The organism is Pandoraea anapnoica (assembly GCF_902459765.1).
Taxonomy (GTDB): domain Bacteria; phylum Pseudomonadota; class Gammaproteobacteria; order Burkholderiales; family Burkholderiaceae; genus Pandoraea; species Pandoraea anapnoica.
In genome coordinates, this window is record NZ_CABPSP010000015.1 from 37764 (window position 1) to 60176 (window position 22413).

20 protein-coding genes are annotated in these 22413 nt (G+C 60.1%); 10 read left to right on the forward strand and 10 right to left on the reverse strand.

Going from position 1 to position 22413, the window contains the following annotated elements; all coding sequences use genetic code 11:
* Positions 1-359 precede the first annotated feature (359 nt).
* The 4 genes from PAN31117_RS21810 (at position 360) to PAN31117_RS21820 (ending at position 3473) form a co-directional block, all read left to right on the forward strand.
* A complete protein-coding gene (locus PAN31117_RS21810) occupies positions 360-1148 on the forward strand; it encodes an ABC-three component system protein (protein ID WP_150740055.1) in 789 nt (262 codons plus the stop codon).
* Positions 1145-1366: an ABC-three component system middle component 7 gene (locus PAN31117_RS27840; RefSeq protein ID WP_370855783.1), complete on the forward strand. Its 222-nt coding sequence runs from the start codon at positions 1145-1147 to the stop codon at positions 1364-1366. Before PAN31117_RS21810 ends, PAN31117_RS27840 begins: the two co-directional genes overlap by 4 nt.
* Positions 1356-2969: a DUF2326 domain-containing protein gene (locus tag PAN31117_RS21815; protein ID WP_150740056.1), complete on the forward strand. Its 1614-nt coding sequence runs from the start codon at positions 1356-1358 to the stop codon at positions 2967-2969. The genes PAN31117_RS27840 and PAN31117_RS21815 overlap by 11 nt, the downstream gene beginning before the upstream one ends.
* 270 nt (positions 2970-3239) lie before the next feature.
* On the forward strand, positions 3240-3473 hold the full coding sequence (locus PAN31117_RS21820) for a hypothetical protein (RefSeq protein ID WP_150740057.1): 234 nt from the start codon (positions 3240-3242) through the stop codon (positions 3471-3473).
* Positions 3474-3540: 67 nt separating this feature from the next.
* On the opposite strand, the gene PAN31117_RS21825 is transcribed toward PAN31117_RS21820, so the two are convergent.
* From PAN31117_RS21825 to PAN31117_RS21835, 3 genes are all read right to left on the reverse strand, one after another.
* Positions 3541-4530, reverse strand: coding sequence for a site-specific integrase (locus PAN31117_RS21825; protein ID WP_150740058.1), 990 nt, complete (start codon positions 4528-4530; stop codon positions 3541-3543).
* A gap of 203 nt (positions 4531-4733) precedes the next feature.
* Positions 4734-5243, reverse strand: coding sequence for a DUF2867 domain-containing protein (locus tag PAN31117_RS21830; protein WP_150740059.1), 510 nt, complete (start codon positions 5241-5243; stop codon positions 4734-4736).
* A gap of 286 nt (positions 5244-5529) precedes the next feature.
* On the reverse strand, positions 5530-5778 hold the full coding sequence (locus PAN31117_RS21835) for a hypothetical protein (RefSeq protein WP_150740060.1): 249 nt from the start codon (positions 5776-5778) through the stop codon (positions 5530-5532).
* Positions 5779-6105: 327 nt separating this feature from the next.
* Between PAN31117_RS21835 and PAN31117_RS21840 the strand changes: the two genes are divergently transcribed.
* Positions 6106-8346, forward strand: a complete 2241-nt coding sequence (locus PAN31117_RS21840) for an NADP-dependent isocitrate dehydrogenase (RefSeq protein ID WP_150740061.1) — start codon at positions 6106-6108, stop codon at positions 8344-8346.
* Between the two features lie 152 nt (positions 8347-8498).
* Here the strand turns inward: PAN31117_RS21840 and PAN31117_RS21845 are convergent, their stop codons facing one another.
* Positions 8499-9809, reverse strand: a complete 1311-nt coding sequence (locus PAN31117_RS21845; RefSeq protein WP_150740062.1) for an MFS transporter — start codon at positions 9807-9809, stop codon at positions 8499-8501.
* 424 nt (positions 9810-10233) lie between these two features.
* Positions 10234-11463: an arabinose transporter gene (locus tag PAN31117_RS21850; protein WP_150740063.1), complete on the reverse strand. Its 1230-nt coding sequence runs from the start codon at positions 11461-11463 to the stop codon at positions 10234-10236.
* A 190-nt stretch (positions 11464-11653) separates the two neighbouring features.
* On the opposite strand from PAN31117_RS21850, the gene PAN31117_RS21855 reads away from it, so the two are divergent.
* Entirely contained in the window at positions 11654-11839 is a 186-nt protein-coding gene (locus PAN31117_RS21855; protein ID WP_150740064.1) for a hypothetical protein, read from the forward strand.
* 71 nt (positions 11840-11910) lie between these two features.
* Here PAN31117_RS21855 and PAN31117_RS21860 read toward each other — a convergent pair whose 3' ends face one another.
* Both PAN31117_RS21860 and PAN31117_RS21865 read right to left on the reverse strand, forming a co-directional pair.
* The gene (locus tag PAN31117_RS21860) at positions 11911-13518 is read right to left on the reverse strand and encodes a Na/Pi cotransporter family protein (protein ID WP_150740065.1); all 1608 of its coding nucleotides are present in this window, start codon (positions 13516-13518) and stop codon (positions 11911-11913) included.
* Between the two features lie 102 nt (positions 13519-13620).
* Positions 13621-14271: a TetR/AcrR family transcriptional regulator gene (locus tag PAN31117_RS21865; RefSeq protein ID WP_246189211.1), complete on the reverse strand. Its 651-nt coding sequence runs from the start codon at positions 14269-14271 to the stop codon at positions 13621-13623.
* Positions 14272-14422: 151 nt separating this feature from the next.
* On the opposite strand from PAN31117_RS21865, the gene PAN31117_RS21870 reads away from it, so the two are divergent.
* From PAN31117_RS21870 to PAN31117_RS21880, 3 genes are all read left to right on the forward strand, one after another.
* Positions 14423-15262, forward strand: a complete 840-nt coding sequence (locus PAN31117_RS21870; protein WP_150740066.1) for a metal-dependent hydrolase — start codon at positions 14423-14425, stop codon at positions 15260-15262.
* A 352-nt stretch (positions 15263-15614) separates the two neighbouring features.
* Complete coding sequence (locus PAN31117_RS21875; protein WP_150740067.1) at positions 15615-16655, forward strand: porin; 1041 nt, start codon at positions 15615-15617, stop codon at positions 16653-16655.
* A 117-nt stretch (positions 16656-16772) separates the two neighbouring features.
* Positions 16773-18065, forward strand: coding sequence for an NCS2 family permease (locus tag PAN31117_RS21880; protein ID WP_150740068.1), 1293 nt, complete (start codon positions 16773-16775; stop codon positions 18063-18065).
* 109 nt (positions 18066-18174) lie between these two features.
* Here PAN31117_RS21880 and PAN31117_RS21885 read toward each other — a convergent pair whose 3' ends face one another.
* Positions 18175-18900: a GNAT family N-acetyltransferase gene (locus PAN31117_RS21885; protein ID WP_150740069.1), complete on the reverse strand. Its 726-nt coding sequence runs from the start codon at positions 18898-18900 to the stop codon at positions 18175-18177.
* A 106-nt stretch (positions 18901-19006) separates the two neighbouring features.
* On the opposite strand from PAN31117_RS21885, the gene pdxR reads away from it, so the two are divergent.
* The gene (gene pdxR / locus PAN31117_RS21890) at positions 19007-20599 is read left to right on the forward strand and encodes a MocR-like pyridoxine biosynthesis transcription factor PdxR (RefSeq protein ID WP_246189212.1); all 1593 of its coding nucleotides are present in this window, start codon (positions 19007-19009) and stop codon (positions 20597-20599) included.
* Between the two features lie 4 nt (positions 20600-20603).
* Here the strand turns inward: pdxR and PAN31117_RS21895 are convergent, their stop codons facing one another.
* Entirely contained in the window at positions 20604-20789 is a 186-nt protein-coding gene (locus tag PAN31117_RS21895) for a hypothetical protein (RefSeq protein ID WP_150740070.1), read from the reverse strand.
* 251 nt (positions 20790-21040) lie between these two features.
* The gene (locus PAN31117_RS21900; RefSeq protein WP_150740071.1) at positions 21041-22288 is read right to left on the reverse strand and encodes an MFS transporter; all 1248 of its coding nucleotides are present in this window, start codon (positions 22286-22288) and stop codon (positions 21041-21043) included.
* Positions 22289-22413 lie beyond the last annotated feature (125 nt).

Sequence of the window (22413 nt, forward strand, 5' to 3'; positions counted from 1 at the left end):
TCGTCCGAAGCTTCGACTTCTTGAATTTGGCCGAACCGCAACAGCAATGGGCCGATAAGCAGCCATTCGCCTACAAATCGCCCCGCCTTGAGGCGAACAGCCCCTCAGCAGCTTATCCACATTGTCACGCTACCGGCCGACTGTTCACGAAGTTCGATAGAATGGCCGAATATTCCCACATCTATTAGCGGCGTGGGGTAGCTTTCGGCTGTCGCTCGCGTAGGAGATACTAGCGCCGGCGGGCCAGCGCTTGCTTAATTCGAGAATAAGAACGACACGGTCAGGCGAGATACAAGATCGATCTCTGCGAACTACGCAGGCCTTGACCCGGTGATGACCATAGCCGAGCTGAGTCACTCATGACCGCACCGAGAACAACGAAGAAGAAAGTTTCAAACGCGCGCCCGTCAATTAGCCATGCATTCGAGCTTGCTCTTTGCGCCGAAGTGAATCAGGCGTGCCCCAATTGTGGGGGGCCTTTGTTTGTTTCGAAAGGTGGGCGCCGCTACCGGGATTACGAAATTGCGCACATCTATCCGCTCAATCCAACGGACGGCGAGACCGATCTATTGAAAAATGAGCAGAAACTATCTAGTGATCCTAATCACGAAGATAATTTAATCCCGCTCTGCTTCAGTTGCCACAATATTTTCGATAATCCAAAGACAATCGAAAACTATCGAGAACTGGTCACGAAGAAATTAGCACTGATCAAACAAAAAAAACAAAATGACGTATTTTTTCAATTTGACATTGAAAAAGATATTGCAGACATTATTGAATCACTCTCCTCAGACAATGTCCAATTCGAAGCATCGACCACGCTCGAAGCCAAGCGGGTTGACGACAAGCTCGGAAACAACATTCCGCCGCTGACAAAACAGAAAATTAAGAACGACGTCATCTCCTTTTATTTATTTGTAAGAGAACGCTTTGCGGACCTTGAGCGCAGCGATCCCGGCAAAGCCATGCTAATCGCGACTCAGGTTAAGGCGTTCTATCAAAAACAAAAACTCATTACCTCGAATATGCAGGAAATATTCGATAACACCGCTCAATGGATACGTAGAAAGCACCCAGAAACGTCCAATCAAGCCGCCGAAGTGATCGCTGCCTTCTATATTCAAAATTGCGAGTTATTCGAATGATTACGCCGAACAAATTTATTTCCTTCGACCAATCCGTGCTCGCGAAGCTACCTGCACTGCAAATCGATAAGAAAACGATTGGTATTCACGACCTTTACATGACAGTCTCAGGTGAATTCGAAAACATTGACGAGTTTATTTACGCCCTCGACGTACTCTATATCCTTAACGAGGTAAATGTAGACTTTGATCTGAGAACCGTAACCTATGTTGACTGAAATTCGCTCCCCCCAGTTTCGCGCTGGAAAGATTTCTTTCCATGCAGGGCTCAATGTTGTTCTCGGAGACGAAAATGCCACCAATTCGATTGGAAAGTCAACGGCACTGATGGTCGTCGATTTTGTTTTTGGAGGCGATTCTTTTCTTGAATTCAACAAAGATGCCATAGATGCATTAGGGCATCATCATTATGATTTTAGTTTTCAATTTGGAAAATCAGTATTTTATTTTCAACGACAGACGATAAATCCTAAAGTGGTTTTCCGTTGCGACGCTGAATTTAGGATAGTCGAAGATGTCGACATCAAGGACTTCACGGCTTGGCTAAAGGAAAGCTATCTAGGCCAGCGACCTGATATAACGTTCCGTCAGATGGTTGGCCTATTTTCGCGCGTCTGGCCTAAACCAAACGTGACCAACGTTCGTCACCCATTGCATGTAATTCCGACTCAAAGCTCGTCTGAGTGCGTTGGAAATCTGATCAAGTTTTTCGGTCGCTTTGGCGAGATAGCAGCTGCACAGTTGGCCGCCTCAAAAAAAGAGTCCGAAAAGAAAGCATTAGATACCGCATTCAAATATTTGATCGTTGAGAAGATCAACAAGTCAAGGCATGCTAAAAATGTTGTCGAACTTGAGAGCATACGCACAGAAGTGGAAGCCATCAAGGCGGAGATTGCAAAGTTCGCATTGAATATCCGCGAAGTTATTGACAAGGATCTGCTGGAGCTTAAGAAATCAAAGGACGCTCTGCTAGATAAAAGATTTAGTGTTCGCGCAAAGCTTCAAAGAACGGATCGAAATTTAAAGGAAAGCAAATTTATTCGAAGCAAGCAATTTGAAGCACTCCAAGATTTTTTTCCCAATGTCAACAGCGAACGGATCGCCGATATCGAGTTGTTTCATAGCTCGCTCGCGAGCGTTTTGAAGGATGAACTCAAAGAGACGGCGGAAAATTTGCGGGTTCAACTAGTTTCGGTGGAAGCCGCCATTTCTGAAATCGATACACAGATATCAGATCGACTAAAAAATTATGACAACCCAACAGAACTAATCGTTCGGGTATCCTCACTTTCCGAAAAGTGGAATAAGCTAAGCCGTGAAAATGAGCATTTCGAAAAACAGGAGAATTTGCGCACACAGCTCGAAACGTTGAGGTCCGCTCTATCGGAATTGAAAACTCAAATACTGAATGACATACAGACACGAATAAACAATAAAATAGAAAGCATTGTAACGCGCGTATATGGTCGAGATGCGAAATCTCCCGTACTCAACGTGAGCGAGAGCAATTACGCCTATCAGATCGTGGACGACACGGGAACAGGTAAAGCGTATTCAAATTTGGTCATATTTGACCTAGCCATCTTTCACTTGACGGACCTACCAATTCTGATTCACGACTCGCCACTTTTTAAGAATGTAGAAAATAGTGCCGTCGCGAAACTTGTGGATGAGTATTGCCAATTTGATCGGCAGACCTTCATCGCGCTGGACGAAGTCGAGAAGTACGGTACCGACGCTGCAGCGACGCTGCGACGGCTCAGCGTGCTCAATCTCGACGACACCCACGTGCTGTATGTGAAGGATTGGCGGAAAAAATAGTCGCCACGCGAGACCGTACGTCGATGCACTGCCGGGGCGTTCTAACGAGCTTGAGGCGGGAGCACACACAGGAAAGCGGCTCTGTGTTTGCCATCGCTAAATACAGACCCTTGGCCGCTGTGCGCTGGAGATCAGTCATGTGCGGGTAGGGGCGAGCGACGGAATGGGCCGTAAACCGCCCCGTGCGATCGACCGTTCTCTTACGGCCTACCGAAGAGTTTCGTTCGTACTATCATAGTAATTCGGCCACTCTCGGAAGCCGCACAAACCATGTCGTTAATAAACTTCGTGCATCGCGGTTGCGCCGTCGAAATCGAAATTGTCGAGCGTACAAGCCTGTGGGAAATCACCGCCAACGTTACGCCCCTTGATGGCGTCGAGGTGTTCGAGCCATTCGACACCAAAATGCTCAAATTGCCGAAGACTGAAGAGCTGGACCTGATTGCAAAAACACTCGTCGAGGAGACTCGACTGGCTATTGATCGTCGGTTGGTCGGCTGTTGATCTTTCCGTCGCACTGCCCAAGCCGCGCGGCAAGGCCAGGTGCCTCGCCGCAAGGTTTACCGGACGATCACCCCATCATTCCGACCAACTCGTCAGCCTTCAGGTGTGTGTAGCGAGAGAGCATGCGGATATCCTTATGGCCGCTGATCACCGCTAGTTGAATCGGGTTCAAGCCTGCGCGAGCATATCGGGTGATTGCCGTGTGGCGAAGATCGTGAAAACGCAAACCTTCGATTCCCGCACTCCGAACGAGACGGATAAATCGGCGCTTCATCGCCTCCGCGCTCATCTGGAACACCGGCCCATCGCCCTGCTCCAAGCCGTCCAGCGCGGCAATCGCTCTGGTAGATAATGGTACGTCACGAGGAAGACCATTCTTGGACGTATGCAAACGGGCAACCTTGCGCGATAAATCTATGTCCGCCCACTTGAGCGCAGCAATTTCACCCTGTCTCATGGCGGTGGCTACAGCGAATTCGATGACCGGCCTGAATTCCCCCGCCTTAGCGGACAACTCCGCTTCCTCGCCCTCGCTGAGAATTCGGTCACGATGCGGCGGACTTTTCGGCCTTGCGACCTTGCACTCCGGGATGGCACAGCCCCATTCCGCCCTAGCGCGATTGATGGCCGCAAAGAGCAAGTTCATTTGACGGGCAACGGACCCCGGCTTGACCTCTTTCAGCCGCGCATCCCTCCACGCGGCCATGAACGCGGCATCCACGCTTGCGAGCGGCATTCGCACAAAATCGTGCTCTCGAAGCCATTCGTTGATCTTCAAAACCTCGATCCAACCGCCTCGATGGTCCGGACAAACGTTGTCCCGGTATCGCCGCAGCACGTCCGCTAAAGTGTTCAGACCGCCCGGCTGCGGCTTGGCAGGCTTCGGTAGCTCCCCACGATCCAGAGCAGCCTCGGCGGCCCTTACCCACTTTTCCGCGTCCTTCTTCTCGCGGAAACTCCGCGTTTGGGTAAGTGCGCCCTTTCGCCGCACCTTTGCCTGAAATGTTACCGTCCCGTTTTTTGCAATATATTTGCTAATCGTTCCCATCTGCGTCATTTCGCGCCAGGAGTCCTGTACGCGTCCTATGAACGCAGAATCCACCCGGAAAGGTGCGTAGCTATTGGGTCTCTCACGTGCCTTCACACGGCAGGGGTCACAGGTTCAATCCCTGTACCACCCACCAGATTCGCGCGACTCGCGCAAGAAAAGGCCCTCCGGCAAATGCCGAGGGCCTTTTTCTTTTTCCGCCGAATCTCTGCTCAAGCCCTCATGTCTCTGACCGCCCGTTCCAAATTCGCCCGAAGGATCACGCGATGGAACGGTGCAATCGTCGCAAGATAGAGACGTCCCAGTCTGTTATGGCAATGCACCACCGTCGCCGCGACCAGCTCACGCCCGTTTGGCGCATCGGTACGGAGTTGCACGGAAACACGGAAATCGAGATGCTGGTCGTCTGCCCCCAGAACCAACTCCGTCGCAGTCTTTGACAGCAGCGGAAAGAAGCTGATCACCGGCCCACGCGCTGCGCCAGCAAGGCCGACAGCGTGAGACGATTTGACGTTGACGGTCACCATCACTGCGTCGCGGACACGCAAGAGTGCACGAATCCACCACGCCTGCCGCTCAAACAGGATGCGTGTCAGCACCTCCAGATCATCGCTGGCCTCGGGCGGCAGTCGAATTGCATACGCGTCTGACAAGTCTGCGCCCGCGTAGAGCGGTGCAATTGCGCTGTCGCTAGGCATAAGCACGGCGCGCGCGTGGGTCATGGGTGAAGTCACGAGTACCGAGAAGTGGGTGTAGCAACGGTAAGCATGTGACTCAGACTACACCGTTCAGATGCCCGCGTATGCGGCACAAGGCCGCACCCTGTGCCGGTGAACTTCGTCAGCGCATTCGCCGACACACTCCCCAGCATCCCCATCCCCGGGAACACAACGATCCACGCGGCAATCCGCCAGGCACACAGACGGAACATGCCCCCGCTCTATCGACAGCGGCTTGCGCTTCACGATGTTTCGCTCCGAATCAGATTGACGGACATGACAGGGGAGATCAACGGAAGTCGTAGCGGGCCACGATCCCGTAAACACTACGTTGGTACTGATATAGCGACTGGCTGGAACCGTTACGCGTGAAGGTGTATTGCGGCGTGATTGAAAACGCCTTCGTCACGAAGTACGAATAGCCCGCCTTCACATCCGATTGCCGATCGCTACGCTCGACCAGAAACATACTGTCCAGCGTGTCGTAAATGCGCCGCTCGAAGCTCACGCTGGCGAAGAGCATCTGATTGGGCATCACGCGTCATGTCTCGGCGGGACTCATCATCACGTTTTTCATAGATTTTCACTATCGAAAAATAAATTACATCCAAACAAACGTCATCAGAACGCCCTTCCACCCCCCCATTTCCCGCACCCCTGCCCCAGCCTGCGGGGTTTTCAACGGCGTGATGGGCACTTCCGTGCCAGTCTTATATAAGACCCAAGCATTCACATTACGAAAAGGCATTTCAGTTTTGCCCCCGACCCGTGTCACAATCAGGGAAAATTTGTCATGGCTAGCGGACTGTGACCCAGTCGGCGGCGTTCCCCCACCTTTTCCTGATTCTTGAATCCGAGACCAGCGATGAGCACGCAGCAACCCAGCATCATCTACACCCTGACCGACGAAGCGCCGCTTCTCGCCACCGGCTCCTTCCTCCCGATCATCCGTACGTTCACCGCTCCGGCGGGCGTGGCGGTCGAAACGAGCGACATCTCGGTCTCGGGCCGTATCCTCGGCGAATTCCCCGAATTCCTGACCGAAGAGCAACGCGTCCCGGATAACCTCGCCGAACTCGGTCGTCTGACGCAGGATCCGAACACGAACATCATCAAGCTGCCGAACATCAGCGCATCGGTGTTCCAGCTCCAGAGCGCCATCAAGGAACTCCAGTCGAAGGGCTACAAGATTCCGGACTTCCCGGAAGACCCGAAGACCGACGAAGAGAAGGCCATCCAGAAGCGTTATTCGAAGTGCCTCGGCTCGGCCGTGAACCCGGTCCTGCGTGAAGGCAACTCGGATCGTCGCGCACCGCTCGCCGTCAAGAACTACGCCAAGAAGCACCCGCACAGCATGGGCGAATGGAGCATGGCTTCGCGCACGCACGTCGCGCACATGAAGCATGGCGACTTCTACCACGGTGAAAAGTCGATGACGATCGACAAGGCACGCGACGTCAAGATGGAACTCGTGACGAACAGCGGCAAGACGATCGTGCTCAAGCCGAAGGTCTCGCTGCTCGACGGCGAAATCATCGACAGCATGTTCATGAGCAAGAAGGCGCTGTGCGACTTCTACGAAGAACAGATGGAAGACGCACGCAAGACCGGCGTCATGTTCTCGCTGCACGTGAAGGCCACGATGATGAAGGTCTCGCACCCGATCGTGTTCGGCCACGCTGTGAAGATCTTCTACAAGGAAGCCTTCGAGAAGCACGGCAAACTGTTCGACGAACTGGGCGTGAACGTCAACAACGGCCTCGTGAACCTGTACGAGAAGATCGAAGCGCTGCCGAGCACGCAACGCGAAGAGATCATCCGCGATCTGCACGCCTGCCACGAGCACCGTCCGGAACTGGCGATGGTCGACTCGGCCAAGGGCATCTCGAACCTGCACGCACCGAACGACGTGATCGTCGACGCATCGATGCCGGCCATGATCCGTATCGGCGGCAAGATGTGGGGCGCCGACGGCCGTCCGAAGGACACGAAGGCCGTGATCCCGGAAAGCACGTTCGCTCGTATCTATCAAGAAATCATCAACTTCTGCAAGACGAACGGCGCATTCGATCCGACCACGATGGGTACGGTGCCGAACGTCGGCCTGATGGCGCAGAAGGCTGAGGAATACGGCTCGCACGACAAGACGTTCGAAATCGCCGAAGACGGCGTGGCGAACATCGTCGACATCGCCACGGGCGAAGTGCTGCTCTCGCAGAACGTGGAAGCCGGCGACATCTGGCGTATGTGCCAGGTCAAGGACGCTCCGATCCGCGACTGGGTGAAGCTCGCCGTGAACCGCGTGCGCAACTCGGGCATGCCGGCCGTGTTCTGGCTCGACCCGTACCGTCCGCACGAAGCCGAACTGATCAAGAAGGTCGAAACGTACCTGAAGGATTACGACACCAACGGTCTCGATATCCAGATCATGTCGCAAGTGCGCGCCATGCGTTACACCCTGGAGCGCGTGATCCGCGGTCTGGACACCATCTCGGTGACCGGCAACATTCTGCGCGACTACCTGACCGACCTGTTCCCGATCATGGAACTGGGCACCAGCGCCAAGATGCTCTCCATCGTGCCGCTGATGGCCGGTGGCGGCATGTACGAAACGGGTGCCGGCGGCTCGGCACCGAAGCACGTCAAGCAACTGGTTGAAGAAAACCACCTGCGCTGGGACTCGCTGGGTGAATTCCTCGCACTGGCCGTCTCGCTGGAAGACCTGGGTATCAAGACGGGCAACCAGCGCGCCAAGATCCTCGCCAAGACGCTCGACGCCGCAACGGGCAAGCTGCTCGACAACAACAAGGGTCCGTCGCCGAAGACCGGCGAGCTGGACAACCGCGGCAGCCAGTTCTACCTGTCGATGTACTGGGCACAGGAACTCGCCGAGCAGAAGGACGACGCCGAGCTGGCCAAGCTCTTCGCCCCGCTCGCGAAGCAACTGACCGAGAACGAGAAGACCATCGTGGGCGAACTCGCCGACGTGCAAGGTAAGCCGACCGACATCGGCGGCTACTACAAGCCGGACTTCGAAAAGCTCGAACAAGTCATGCGTCCGAGCAAGACGTTCAACGCTGCACTGGCAAGCGTCGCCAAGGCGTAAGCCACGGTGTCATTACCTGGCGGTCCGCAAGGACTGCCCGGTAACCGGTAGCAAGCAACAAAAAAGCTGGTCCACTCACATGGACCAGCTTTTTTTATGGGCGACGCTTCTCGTATGAAGCGCCCCCCTCCTCTCACATCCCTGCGGAACGATCAGCGATTGACCTGTTCCTTCGACTGCGTGAGTGCCAGCACGGCCCCCAGCGCGAGCGCTGCCGACACGCAGTACATACCGGCGTTCGTGCTCTGCGTCACGTCCTTGAGCCAGCCGATGACGAACGGGCTCACGAAGCCTGCCAGGTTGCCGATCGAGTTGATCATGCCGATGGCAGCAGCAGCCGAGCCGCCGACGAGCAGTGCGCTCGGGTACGTCCAGAACACGGGCATCGTGGCCAGCATGCCGGCCGTGCCGACCGACAGCGCAACCATCGCAAGCGGTACGTTGTTGCCCCAGATCGTGCTCAGGTACAGACCGACGGCACCGGCGAACGACACCACGGCGAAGTGCCAGCGACGCTCACGCGAGCGGTCCGAACTGCGTGCCACAGCAATCATGCTGACAACGGCGCAAGCGTACGGAATGGCGGTCAGCAGACCGACGTCGAGCGCACTCTTCACGCCGCTGGCCTTGATGAGCGTCGGCAGGTAGAAGCCAATGCCGTACAGACCCATCATGCAGCAGAAGTAGATCACGGCCATCAGCCACACACGACCGTTCGAGAACACCGAGGCCACCGATTGAGGTGCCTTGCCCGCGCTGTCCTGCGCGATGTTGTGCTCCAGCACGGCCTTCTCGTCTTCGGTGAGCCACTTCGCAGCGCGAATCCCGTTCGGCAGATACATCAGCGTAATCACGCCAAGAATCACCGACGGAATGGCCTCGATGAAGAACAGCCATTGCCAGGCCTTCCAGCCGCCCACGCCGTTGAACGCTTGCAGAATCCAGCCCGAGAGCGGACCGCCGAACACACCGGCAACCGGAATACCGATCATGAACAGCGCGTTCATGCGGCCACGGCGCTGCGCCGGGAACCAGTAGGTCAGATACAGCACGATGCCGGGGAAGAATCCAGCCTCAGCCACACCGAGTAGGAAGCGCACGACGTAGAACTGCGTCGGCGTGGTGACGAACAGCGTTGCCGCCGAGAGCACCGCCCAGGAGATCATGATGCGCGCAATCCAGCGACGCGCACCGACCTTGTGCATGATGATGTTGGACGGCACCTCGAAGAAGAAGTAACCGATAAAGAAGATGCCGGCGCCCAGACCGTAGACGGTCTCGCTGAACTGGAGGTCGTTCAGCATTTGCAGCTTGGCGAAGCCGACATTCACGCGGTCCAGATAGGCCGCGACGTAACACAGGAAAAGGAACGGCAACAAACGCCAGGTCGCTTTTGCGTAGGCTTGCGCCTCGATCTCGCGCGTATGCGCGTTGGCTTTGACACCGCTAGCGATAGTACTCATGGTCTCCACTTCGAACTTCGGCTGCCACGCAGCCCGAATTGACTGCAACGTTGCACCCGGACCACTCGCACCGATCACGCTGCCTTACCCACTCGACCGCTCTGAAGACCTCACGATTCCCGTGCCGCAGGAATCGATCACGCGCAGGCCCGGAGGCATTGTCTCCGGACGTCGCGCCCGGCCGTTAAGCCGTTGTGCGACGCATCTCACCCTGCCATCCCCTTAGGTATTGGGAGGCCGAGGCGGATTGTAAACCATAGGACACCGCTTTAAATGGAACGAACCTTCAGTGCATGAACATTTTCCAGAAGCCAGATCGTCATGTATCGAATAGGCATTTACAGGCAGCTTCGGTGCGACGGAAGGCAGCGCCGCGCGGCATCTCAGGCGAGAGAGGCTGCACGGCGCTGCATCGACCATCCGATCAGCGCTGACGCGCCCGTAACGACACGACCACGATGACACCCAGCACCGCCGCCACCGCCCCGCACAGGAACACGGCGCGATAGCCGAACGGGTTGGCAACGGCCCCCGCGAGCGGACCGGTGGTCAGGATGGCAATGTCCTGAAACGCGGCGTACGTGCCGAGGCTTGTGCCACGGCTGGCCGCCGGTGCGCGTTTGACAACTTCAATGCCCAACGACGGGAAAATCAGCGACGCCCCGGCCCCGGCCAGCGCCGTACCCAGTAGTGCGAGCCATGCGACGGGCGCTTGCCAGACGATCAGCAGCCCGATGGCCTCGACGACGAGCGACGCCTGCGCTACCCGCAGATTGCCGAAGCGCTCGGGCCAGCGTCCGCCGATCAGACGCATCAGCACAAACGCCAGACCGAACGCCGACAAGGCAATCGCCGCACCGGTCCAGCGCGACGCCTCGAAGTACAACACCACGAACGCTCCGATCACGGCGAACCCGACACCCTGCAACGCGAGCGCCAGTCCGGGCATGAAGACGATACGCAACACCTGCGAGTACGGCAGCGCACCCCCTGCCTGATGCGCGGGCGCGACGGCAGCAATGCGCGAAATGACGGCCCAGCCCGCCAGTGGCAACAGGCAGATCGCGATGGCGACACCCGCGAGCGACGTACCGCCGTAGAGCGCCAGCCCCAACGGTGCACCGACCGCGAATCCACCGAAGACAGCCGCGCCGGTCCACGACATTACACGGCCCGATTGCGCGGCACCGAGACTGCCGATGGCCCACGTCAATGTGCCGGTGATGCACAGGCTCTCACCGACACCGAGCAGCAGGCGAGCGAGTGTCAGCACAGCCAGCCGCGGCTCGGCGGCCACCGAAATCAGACTCGTCGCGAGAAGCGCAATGCCGGACAGTCCGACAAATACCAGACCGCGCTTGAGCGCCACGCGCGCACCGCGCTGATCGGCGGTGCGTCCGGCGAACTTGCGAGTGAGCACCGTGGCGAGCGATTGCACGCCCACGGCAAAGCCGACGATGACGTTGTGATACCCGAGTGTGTCGTGCACGAACAGCGGCACGACGGAAAGCGACATGCCGATGGTCAGGCACGCGAGAAAAACATTGAGCGAGAAGCGCACGAGCAACGCCGTAGCGTTGTCGGGCGCGCCCGCCGCCTGATGCGGGGGTTGGGCCTGATCCGGAGATTGGGCCGATGCAGCGGAGGACGACATGCGAGAAAGCTCCAAAGGTTGCCGGTCAGCGCAAGCCAGTGCCAAAGGACACGCGAGCAAAGCCATCGGTGAAACACCGGCGAACGATAAACAAGCCACGAACGACGGACACCAGACGCCAACCGGCGGACGAACGACCGCAAACGGGGCATCGGTATCGAAACGGGCAAATCGGAGAAGGACGGCGCTTATGACGCTTAGAGAACCGGAGACAACGCTGAATGGGTTGCCCGGTAGTTCACGCATGAACGCACGCCCCTCGACCGACGTGCCGATAGAACCGGCCGCTGTCGCGGAGAATGCGTTGATTCACGTGAACGCTTACGTGACACCGGAGAAGGTTTCACCGAATGCCAAGAATCCGTCGCCATTCTAGCCACGCATGTTGCGTTGCGCAAGCGACGGACATGGCGCGAAAACCACACCTCGTGCCACTCGCTCAGCCGCTCAGTCGATGGGATCCGTCCCCTTCGCGCGACGCGTGCTCGCCTTGACGGTCTGCTGCAAGGCGCGTCGCAGAGCGCTGTAACGTCGCAAGGCTTCTTCCATGACGGAGATACGTGCGGTGCCAGCCGCGCCGTCGGCCAGCAATTTGGCCTTGAGCCCGCCATACGCCGCTTCCATGGCAGACGCATGCGTGCCCAGCGATTCGCCACCGTCCGCTGGCAGCGTATCGCTTTCCACCAGGTCGAGCAGCGCGCTCGATTCGCGCAGGAACGCCGTATAGACGTCCGACATCCCAGTCGCGGTGCTGGTCTGGTCCCGCAACGCGGCGGCCGCCACGGCCTGCTCGGCCGCGCTCTCGTAGTAACGCAGCGTACGCAGCGTGTCGGCCAGTTGTTCGGCGGACGTCGCGCCCATGGCCACACGACTCATGCGCTCGGTGAACGTCTGGCAGACGCTGCCGAGGCGCGTGACGGACGCGTGCGACTGGGCCAGCACGCCGAAACTCGTACCGGTCAACGCGCCGCGCACCATATGTCGGCTGATCGCGCCGAGGCGCTCGACTTCACGCTTAAGCGCGTCGACGGCCAGTTGCGGCACCTGCAACACGTTGTCGTCGAGGAACTGTGGCGCGCCCTCGTCTTCCTCGCGCGAGCGAAAGCGGCGCTGCAACCAGTGCAGCAACGGCGTGGTCAGCGGAATCATCAGCAACACGCCAAGCACGTTGAAGGTTGTGTGGAAGATCGCAAGCTGGATCGCGGGGTCGGATTCGCGGTGCATCCATGCCATGCCGGTGGCGATGGCGCGGATCATCCATGGCAGCAGCAAGAGCGCCACGACAGCCGCTACTACGTTGAAGGCGACGTGCGCCATCGCCGCACGCCGCGCGTTGGGGGTTGCGCCGATGGCCGCGATCAAGGCCGTCACCGTCGTACCGATGTTCGCGCCGATCACCACGGCCGCAGCGCCTTGCGCGCCCAGCAGTCCGTTTTGCGCAGCCGTCAGCGTGATCGCCATGGCAGCCGCCGACGACTGAACGATGCAGGTGAGCACGAAGCCCACCACCACTTGCAGCAGCACGTCGAGCGGGCCGGTGCCGTCGGGCAGACGAATCATGCCCGCCATGTCGATGAAGGCGGATTGAAGCAGTGAGATACCGAAGAAGAGCAGGCCGAAGCCCGCGAGCGCGTTACCGATGGCGCCTCGCCGGGTGCCCGCGCCTGTGAGACGCAGCGCCACGCCGACGGCGATCATCGGCAGCGCGAACGCATCGATATTGAACTTGAGGCCGATCACCGCGACGATCCACCCCATCATCGTCGAGCCGAGATTGGAGCCGAACATCAGCCAGAGCGCGCCGCCGAGCTTGAGCAGCCCGGCATTGACGAAGCCGATGGTCGCAATCGTCACGACCGACGAGCTTTGGGTGATGGCAGTGACAAGTACGCCCGAAGCGAAGGCTTGCCATCGGGTGCGCGTGGCCCCCGCGAGAATGCGTTCGAGCGCGGGCCCGGCGGCGAGTTTGAGGCCATCGGTCATCATTGCCATGCCGATGAGGAAGATGCCTACGCCACCCGCCAGAATGCTGACTGCCTTGACGATTTCACCCATGCAACGCCTTCCTTTGTGCGAACTGCCGGAGCTATCGAAGGGGTGCGCGTCTTTGCCTGCGAAGCTACTGTGGAATCTACCGTCGGCCCGGTGGCCGTGCCGTCAGGCGTCGGCGCGCAACAGGCCCCAGCATAACCGGTAAAGCTCGTCCTCGAACTCTGGAGTGCCAAGCAACGGGGAGTCTTCGAGCACGGCCGAGCGCAGCGTTCCCATGAATGCGCGCGTGAGCACGAACACCGTGGCGGTGGTCGGCGGACGCATCCCCGGCGCATCGCGGCGCGACATGGCGACGGCGATATGCTCCGCCGCCTCGCGCATCGCCTGCATGATGTTCTCGTGATGGTCCATCTGCCAGGCCATCTTGATGAGCGAGCGCTTCACGCGTCCGCCCGAACCGAAGGCCTCGATCAGCATGTGGATGCGCTCACGAATTATGCGCTCGGGGTCTGCGCCTTCCTCAGCCGCACGGGCGAGGAATTCGTTCTGCTCGTCCATCACGCGACGTCGCTCGCGCGCAATCATCGCCAGCAGAATCGCTTCCTTGGTCGGGAAGTACTGATACAGCGTGCCAATCGAAAACCCGGCCTTCTTGGCGATGCGATTGGTCGTGAGCGCCGCCTCCCCTTCTTCGTCGAGAACCTGAGCAGTGGCTTCGAAAATGGTCTCGACGGTGTGCTGCGCGCGTGCCTGCATCGGCCGCTTTCGCATGGCGGACGTGGCATTCGGGGTGGCGGGCGACTTCGGTGTGGACATGACGGAAAACCTGAGCGGGAAGCGAGTTGCGGCGTAGCGCCTGAAAAATGAATAATGCTCACATTCGGTATGAAATTCAAGAGACGGCGTCATGGACGTCACATTTCATTGCGCCCGACATCCGTCTCGACTGCCAGAGAGGCCTGCCATCATGAGCAATGACATTTCCGCCCTGACCGTGCGCAAGCTGACGGTCGATCTGGCCAGTGGCTTCGAGCGCCATTGGCACAGCGGCGACGCTTACCGCACGATGTACTACAACGCGCTGTCGATGAGCTTTCCCGTCGGCGAGCAGTCGTTCATCGACTCGGTGCGCGACACGATGGACCGTCTGCCTGACGATGCGCGCTACGACAGACTGCGCGCCGACATCGCGCAATTCATCGGACAGGAAGCGACGCACCGTCATCTGCACGGCCAGTACAACGCACAGCTTGCCAAGCAGGGCCTGGTGAACCATTGGGAGAACTGGGCGACGTCGCGCATTCAGTGGGCGCGACGCCGCAAGCTGTCGCCGATGTACATGCTCGCCGTCACGGCCGCTTACGAGCACTGTACGGCGGTGTTCGGTGACGGCGCACTGCGCTACGATCGCTGGCTCGCGAAGGCGGAGCCGAAGATGCGTCTGATGTGGCGCTGGCACGCGGCCGAAGAGACCGAGCACAAGGCGGTGGCGTTCGACCTGTATCGCGCACTGGGTGGCAGCGAGCGCCAGCGGGTACTGACCTATCTCTACGTGCTGTTCATGTTCGGGCTGGAGAGCCACGCGCAGACGATCAACAACCTCTGGCGCGACGGCACGCTCTTCAAGCCGAGCACGTGGTGGGGATTCACGACGATGTTCTTCGGTCGCGACGGTGTCATCTGGCGCACTACGGGGCCTATGCTCAAGTACATGCTGCCGTCGTTCCATCCGAATCGTCACGGCGATCCGGCGCTCGCGCAGAACTGGCTCGAAGCGCATAACGCGAATTGGCGCGCGGTTCGGTAAGCACTGTCGACGACGGCCGCTTGCCAGAAACCGCCATCAAAACGAAAGCGGATATTCGCGCCCACAGCGCGAATATCCGCTTTTTTTCGCCCCCGCAAATTGCGCCGCGCAAGAGGCAAACCGCCAGTGTTAACCCGCGAAGTGTGACGGCAACAACGGAATACCGAGTATCAACGCTGCGTGATATGTCGTATGAGGCACCTTGATAATAATGATCACGCCTCAAAGCAACACCGATCCCCGCGCAACGCGAAGTCAGTGTGTCAATGACTCAGGCGTGCCCCCTTGCACCCTTCGGTGAAAAGAGCAGTACAGAGGCACGCACAAACTAAAACGAGACGGAGACACATTCATGAGCAAGGCAGCAGGTTGGCTGCGGGGCACGCTCGCCCTCGCAATTTGCGGCGCGGCGGGCGTCGCCAACGCACAATCCAGCGTTTCCCTTTACGGTCAGGTCGACGCGTGGGTCGGCGCGGCCAAAGCCCCCGGCGGCGAACGCGCGTGGACGCAGGCAGGCGGCGGTATGTCCACGTCTTACTGGGGGATGAAGGGCTCCGAAGATCTCGGCGATGGCCTGAAAGCGATCTTCACGCTCGAAGACTTCTTCCTGCCGCAGAACGGCCGCTACGGCCGCTTCACCGGCGACAGCTTCTTCTCGCGCAACGCCTACGTCGGCCTGCAATCGAACACGCTGGGCACGATCACGATGGGGCGGCTCACCACGTCGTACTTCGTGTCGACGATCCTGTTCAACCCGTTTGTCGACTCCTACACCTTCAGCCCGATGGTCTACCACACGTTCCTCGGTCTCGCGGGACAAGGGATCGTCGGCGACTCGGGGTGGAACAACGGCGTGATGTATGCCACACCCGACTACAAGGGGCTGGGCGCAAGCTTCTCCTACGCCTTCGGCAACAAGGCGGGCGAAATGGGGCAGAACAAGTGGAGCGCCGCGGCCATGTACTTCCACGGCCCGCTCGCCGCCACGCTCGCCTATCAGCAGGTCAAGTTCGACTCGACGCCCGACGATCAGGCCGGTATCACCGGCTTTCGCAATCAGCAGGCGCTTCAGGCCGGTCTGACGTACGACTTCAAGGTGGTCAAGTTCTTCGGTCAGTACCAATACATCAAGAACACGATCACGGGCGGCAATCTGACGTCCAACGGCGGCCAGCTCGGCTTTACCGTGCCTCTCGGCGGGGGTAATGTGATGGCGTCTTACGCTTACACGAAGAATTCCGGCGCAAACAATGCCAGCCGGAATACGTGGGCCATCGGCTACGACTACAGCCTCTCCAAACGCACCGATGTGTACACGGCCTACCTCAACGACAAGGTTTCCGGGCTGGATGCCGGGAATACTTTCGGGGTGGGCATGCGCATGAAGTTCTGACAGACTCGATGCAAGCAGTCGCCTGACAAAATCGGTGGCACGGGCTCGCGCGCAGTACAATGCGCGCGCCCCCGCTGCACACGGACAACGGCATAACAAAGTCACAAGGAGAGCGCGTTGCTGACCAAATTCTTCAAACTCGAGGAGCATGGCTCCAATGTACGCACGGAAATGGTGGCAGGTCTAACGACCTTCCTCACCATGTCGTACATCATTTTCGTCAACCCCAACATCCTCGGCACGACAGGCATGGACAAGAGTGCCGTGTTCGTGGCGACCTGTCTTGCAGCGGCGATCGGCTCGGTGGTGATGGCCTTCGTCGCCAACTACCCGATCGGCATGGCCCCGGGCATGGGCCTGAACGCCTTCTTCGCCTTCACGGTCGTGGGCGCGATGGGCTACACGTGGCAACAGGCGCTCGGCGCGGTGTTCATCTCAGGGTGTCTGTTCATTATCCTGACCGTGACAGGGGTGCGATCCTGGCTCATTGCCGGGGTACCCAAATCGTTACGATGTGCGATTGCAGCGGGTATCGGTCTGTTCCTCGCTATCATCGCGCTCGGTAACGCCGGCGTGGTCGTCGCCAACCCGGCCACGAAGATCGGTCTGGGTGACCTCCACTCGCCGCAGGCACTGCTCGCCATCTTCGGCTTCTTCCTGATTGCCGTGCTCGATGCGCTGCGGGTGCGTGGCGCCATCCTGATCGGCATTCTGGCCGTGACGGTGCTCTCGATGGTGCTGGGTCTGAACCAGTTCCAGGGCGTGTTCGCCATGCCGCCGAGCCTCTCGCCGACGTTCCTCCAGCTCGACATTCCGGGGGCCCTGCACGCCGGTTTCGTCCACGTGATTCTGGCCTTCGTGCTGGTCGAAGTGTTCGATGCGACGGGTACGCTGATGGGCGTGGCCAAGCGCGCCGGCCTGCTCGAAGGCACGCATTACAAGGGCTTGGGACGTGCGCTTTTCGCCGACTCCATCGCCATCTTCATCGGCTCGCTGCTGGGCACGAGCAGCACGACCGCTTACGTGGAAAGCGCCTCGGGCGTGCAGGCTGGCGGCCGCACGGGTCTGACCGCACTGACGATTGCCGTGCTGTTCATCCTCGCGCTGTTCATCGCCCCGCTGGCTGGCTCGGTCCCGGCATACGCGGCCGCACCGGCGCTGCTGTACGTAGCAGGCCTGATGCTGCGCGAACTGCTCGACGTCGAGTGGGACGACATCACGGAAGCCACGCCGGCTGCCCTGACCGCGCTGGCTATGCCGTTCACGTACTCGATCGCCACCGGTCTGGCTTTCGGCTTCATCTCGTACGCCGTGCTGAAGTTGTTCACGGGCCGTGCGAAGGAAGTCCACCCGGCAGCGTGGGTGATCGCCGTGCTGTTCGTGTTGAAGTACGCTTTCTTCCCGGGCTGATCGGCACGGGGCATCGTCACCGTCGATTGGGACGGTTCCGATAGCAAGCAACAAGCAAAACGGCCCGCCGGGGGATTTCCCGGCGGGCCGTTTTGCTTCGACATCGCAGTTATGCCCGAGCAGCGGAGATCAATGCCGCAAGTCCCGCGCGATGCTGGCCTTGTGCGTCGAAGTTCTCCGGCGAGAGCCACTGCTCGAAGCCTCGGCTAATCGCAGGCCATTCGGCGTCGGTGATGGAAAACCACGCCGTGTCCCGGCTGCGTCCGCGATAGACGATGGCGTTACGGAAGATTCCTTCGAACGCGAAGCCATAGCGGGCCGCCGCACGGCGCGAAGGCGCGTTCAGCGAATCGCACTTCCACTCGTAGCGCCGATAGCCCAGCTCGTCGAACGCGCGACGCATCAGCAGGTATTGCGCCTCGGTGCCCGCACGCGTGCGTTTGAGCAACGGCGAGTACGCCACGTGCCCGACTTCGACGACACCGTTGGCCGGATCGATGCGCATGAGCGCCAGCGTACCCACGGCTTTGCCCGTCTCCAGATCGACGATGGCGTGATGCAGCGGATCGGTGGACGCCGCGAGCTTCGTCGCATACGCGTAGTAGCTGTCGAAGTCGACGAAAGGGCCACCGCTCATGTAAGTCCAGTCGCGGCCGTCTGGCGCAGTTGCATAGGCGTCGAAGAGATCCTTGGCGTGACGCTCGACGTCGATCGGCTCCAGACGGCAATACCGGCCACTAACCGGCGTGCGCGGCGGCTGAGCACGCGGCTTCCAGTCAGGCAGCGCCGGGCCGATGGGCTGGTCGTAGTCGTTGAAGTTCGGTGCGTCGGTCATAACTCTCTCGTCTCCGGCAATTGGGTAGGCATTTTGATCATCCAGCCTAAGTTATCGCGCGGGTGGTACGATTAAAAGCACCACTCCCCGCAAATCTCTTGGTGCCATGACATCCATAGCCAAAACGCGCGCCGGCGCAACACCCCCGTCGCCGGCCTTTGCACCGGAGAACGTTGCCGCCCTGTTCGATAGCCCGCTTGCCACGGGACCGGGACGCAACGTCTCACTCCAGAAGCAGCTCCTGACGCGGCTCAAGCACGCCATTCTCGAAGGACGCTTGCCTGCTGGCGCACGTCTGCCAGCCTCACGCACGCTCGCGGAAGACCTCGCCGTGTCGCGCAACACCGTCTCCATCGTCTACGACCAGCTCGCTGCCGAGGGTTTCATCGTCCCGCATCGGCTTGGCACGCGCGTCGCACAACTCTCGCTCGATCCGCACATTGCCGCGCAAGCGGCACGGGTCGCGAAGTCGAGGACGCACGAGGCCGATGCGCCGGACGTCGCGTCGGAAGTCGTGACGGCACCGTCACCTTCACGCCGCATCCAACGCCTGCCCTCCACCCGGCACGCCGCCCGCGCGGGCGAAACCCCACTGCCGTTCACGCCCGGCGTGCCTGCGCTCACCCGCTTTCCCGCGAGCACATGGCGACGTACGCTGGAGCGCGTGATGCGTGAAGCGCAGCCCCGCCACTATAACTACGGCGATCCGCTGGGCGAGCCTGCGCTGCGCGAAGCCATTGCCGACCACTTGCGCATCTCGCGCGGCGTGCGGTGCGATGCCTCGCAGGTCGTCATCACGGAAGGTGCGCACGAGGCGCTGATTCTCTGCGTGCGGTTGCTGACCGACCCGGGCGACACGGTGTGGATGGAAGACCCAGGCTATCGCGGCGCGAAGGCCGCCTTTCATTCAAGCGACGTGCGATTGCAGGCACTGCGCGTGGACGACGAAGGCATCGTCATTCCGGAAGGCTTGTGGGAACGCTCGCCGCCGCGACTTGTGTACGTGACGCCATCGCACCAGTACCCACTTGGCAGCGTGTTGTCGGCATCGCGCCGTCTCGATCTGATTGCGCAGGCGCGGCGTCACGGCGCGTGGATTCTGGAGGACGACTACGACAGCGAGTTTCGCCATCAGGGCGAGCCGATTGCCGCGATGCAGGGGATGGTGCCGGACGCGCCCGTCGTCTATGTCGGCACCTTCAGCAAAACGATGTTCCCGGCACTGCGTCTCGGGTTCCTGATTTTGCCGACGGCACTCGCGACGCAGGCCCGAGATGCGCTCGACGAACTCCTTCGCGGCGGCCATCGCTTCGAACAACTTGCACTCGCCGACTTCATCCGAAGCGGGCAGTTTGCCCGCCATCTGGGGCGCATGCGGCGTTTGTACCGGGAGCGTCAGACGGCATTGCGCGACGCGCTGGCTGCGTACTTCGATCCGGCATACGCGGTAATTGGCGAACGCTGCGGACTCCATCTGACCGTGCGACTGGACGCTGCCTTCCCGGACAAAGCCATCGTCGCGGCAGCACAGCGCGAAGGGATCGGCCCTCGCGCGCTATCGAGCTTCGCGCTCGACCCGCAACCGGCGGACAACGGGCTGGTGATCGGCTACGGGGATACGGACGCCTCCCGCATCCCCGGATTGATCAAGCGGCTGGCGGCGATTGTCGCAGCCGCCGGGTCAACGTCGATCGCGTAAGTTGTCAGCGCAGACGGCAGACGAGCGTTGGGTCGGGACAATCGCACTCGTCCTCGTCCCACGGCGGACACAATTGGTACGACGAATCGGCTGCCTGCACCCCGGAAAGCTCGGCAGCTTGTATCGTCGGAATTTGTGTCCAAAGTGCCGCCGAGATCAACCCGGCGCGAATCATCCAGTTCAGTTTCATTTCACGCTCCTAAGATGAATGCCCGTTGCGATGAGCAAGGGCGCTCGCAGCAACCCTGCGCGACGCGCTGGCTGCTGCGGATTCAATTTAGGTCGGCGATACGGCACACGACTTGCAGAAATGCGCTCGCGCCCCCGGAATTGGGAGGACAGCGCAGTGCAACGGGAGGAAGGTTCCCCTGAGATCGGCGCACGGTGACCGTGTGCCGATCTCCTTGTGGGAATGAGGCGAGGCTTGGATCGGAAAGACGATTACGACGACGTCGCGGTCTGCGCTGCCTTGCTCGCCGTCGACGCAGCGTCGTGCGGTTGGCCCACGTGGGCATTGCGCGACATCCACAGGGTAAGCAGAACGGCGGCGATGGCGGCCAGTGCAGCGCACAGATACACCTCGGCATACCCGTAAGCCCCCACGATCAGGCCCGCGACCGGCCCCGTGACACCCAGTGCGACGTCGAGAAACACGGAGTACGCACCGAGTGCAGCGCCGCGATTCTGCGCAGGGACAAGGTTGACGGCCGCCACGCCCAGCGACGGGAACACAAGCGAGAAGCCCGCGCCCGCCAGCGCCGCACCGAGCAGCGCCGTGAAGCCCGTCGGGGCAATACCCAGTACGATCAGACCGAAGGCTTCCAGCGCGAATGACGCCATCGCGACACGATAGCCCCCAAAGCGCTGAATGCTGCTGCCCAGCAACAGACGCACGCCCATGAAGCACAGACCGAACGCCGTCAGTGCCAGCGCCGCGTTGTCCCAATGATGACTTGCGTAGTAAAGCGTAATGAACGTCGAGATCGCGCCGAAGCCGATGGAGCCCAGGGCAAGTCCCATGCCGAACGGCATCACGCGGCCGAGCACCGCGCGGAACGCAAGGCGCTCGCCGTGAATGACCGGCGTCGCACGCTTCATGCGGGCCAGCAGCAAACCGACGATACCCGCCAGCGCCACCGCAGCCCCCACGGCCTTGATGCCGTACGCATTATTGAGCGCGACACCGAGCGGCGCACCGAGCGCCAGCGCACCGTAGGTTGCCACACCGTTCCAGGAAATCACGCGCGCCGTGTGCGACGGCCCGACTTGTCCGATGCCCCACATGATCGCGCCCGTCGACACCCAGCTCTCACCGAAGCCGAGCACAAGGCGTCCGGCGATCAGCGCGAGCAGCGCCAGCCAGGGCACACCGGAGAACACACCGCCCAACGCCACGAGCAAGCCGGAAGCGCCACAGGCGACCAGACCGCACAGCACTGTGCGCTTAGGGCCCCAGGCGTCAGCCGTGCGTCCGGCATACGGGCGCGAGAGCAGTGTCGCGAGATATTGGACGCTGATAGCCAGCCCGGCGATCACAGAGCTGTAAGCCAGATCCACGTGCACGAACGACGGCAGCACCGCGAGCGGCAAGCCGATCGTCAGATAGCAGAGGAACGTGAAGAACACGGTGGAGACGATCTGCAACGTCGTGGCGAACTGGCCGTTCGCAGGGCGGGTGTCGGTAGGCATTGCGCAGGGGATCAGGAATCGACGAAACCCCAGGACGCGACCACCCGCGCGACGGGCAAGCATGCGCGCGGGTCATCTCAATCCTAGGGTTTTCCCGGATCATACGCCGTTTCACCGCTTTTGTG